Below are 1,453 nucleotides of genomic sequence, written 5' to 3'. Positions count from 1 at the left end.
AGAAAGTATGCCTGCCGCCCGGTCAGTCCCCTGAGCAGGGCATCACCGTAAGTCCTCAGTTCCCTACCCAGATCCGCCATTGCTTGCGCTCCGTTGTCAGCGTGATCGAACCCTTTTTCACAGGCCGTGCATCGCTCGACACACAGCGCCTTGCGGCGCACGATAAACGCTTTTTCTTATGGAGAGAACCCCTTTGTCTCCGCATTAACATTGATTCACGATCTTCGACAAAAAATCAATCCAATTAAGATTCCTCTGATTTTCTTTCGATGAATTACGTGATATCAATTAAAAACAAGCGCCGTACACATCGTTTTTCAAGCAGCAATAAAAACCGTTAAAGTCAGAATTAAAAAGGATCAGAATAATGGCTGAGAGTTTCCAGAACGAAGTGCCCAAGGCACGCGTCAATATCAAGCTGGACCTGCATACCGGTGGCGCGCAGAAGAAGGTGGAGCTGCCGCTCAAGCTGCTGGTGATGGGCGACTACAGCAACAGTCAGGACGCGCGAGCGCTTGCCGAACGCGAGAAGGTCTCGATCAACAAGAACAACTTCAACTCGGTCCTCGCCGACTTCAACCCGAAGGCCAGGATCGCGGTCGACAACACCCTCGCCAGCGATGGCTCGGAGCTGCCGGTCGATCTCGATTTCAAGTCGATGGACGACTTCAAGCCAGAAGTGGTGGCCGGCAAGGTGCCCGAACTGCGCGCCCTGATGGCGGCGCGCAATCTGCTGCGCGACCTGAAATCTAACCTGCTCGACAACGCGATGTTTCGCCGCGAACTCGAGAAAATTCTCAAGGACCCGGCCCTGTCCGAGCGCCTGCGTACCGATCTGCAGAATATCGGCCACGCCGCCCCGGCCTCCCCGTCCGTCCAGTAACTGCCTTCCTTGAGGAACCAACCCATGGCCAAGCATGAAATCACCGCCCACGCCCCTGGCGAAACCGACACCGTCGTCCTGGATGCGCCCGGCAAGAGCGTCTATGAATCCCTGTGCGAGAAAATCAACCTGACGCCGGTCAAGGCCACGCGCCCTGTGGAGTCGTTCCAGAGCGCCGATGCGCTCTCAGAATCGTCGCTGGATGAACGCGTCGCCCAGGCGATGAACGTTTTCCTGAAGATGATCCAGGACTCGTCGCAGCAGGTGGATCGCCTCGACAAGAGCCTGCTCGATTTCCATATCGAGCACCTGGATCAGCAGATCAGCCGCCAGTTGGACGCGATCATGCACAACGAGACGTTCCAGCAGATCGAATCGGCTTGGCGTGGCCTCAAGTTCCTGGTCGATCGCACGGACTTCCGCAAGAACGTCAAGATCGAAGTGCTGGATGTTTCGAAGGATGCGCTGCGCCAGGACTTCGAGGATACCCCCGAGGTCATCCAGAGCGGCCTGTACCTGCATACCTACATCCAGGAATACGACACGCCGGGCGGCGAGCCGATCGGCTCC

The 1,453-nt window shown here is 56.7% G+C and carries 3 protein-coding genes; all 3 read left to right on the top strand.

Annotated elements, in window-relative coordinates; all coding sequences use genetic code 11:
* Positions 1-248: hypothetical protein (locus tag K206_RS44405; protein WP_231401695.1), on the top strand; the 248-nt coding region annotated here is incomplete at its 5' end.
* Positions 249-367: 119 nt separating this feature from the next.
* Positions 368-883: a type VI secretion system contractile sheath small subunit gene (tssB, locus tag K206_RS0127545; RefSeq protein WP_020205598.1), complete on the top strand. Its 516-nt coding sequence runs from the start codon at positions 368-370 to the stop codon at positions 881-883.
* Positions 884-907: 24 nt separating this feature from the next.
* Positions 908-1,453, top strand: a 546-nt coding sequence (locus tag K206_RS0127540) for a type VI secretion system contractile sheath domain-containing protein (RefSeq protein ID WP_020205597.1), incomplete at its 3' end; no start/stop codon positions are given.

It is taken from the genome of Cupriavidus sp. WS (assembly GCF_000395345.1).
GTDB lineage: Bacteria > Pseudomonadota > Gammaproteobacteria > Burkholderiales > Burkholderiaceae > Cupriavidus > Cupriavidus basilensis_B.
Note: the sequence above shows the minus strand (reverse complement) of the source record. Positions and strands in the feature narration are given on the sequence as shown.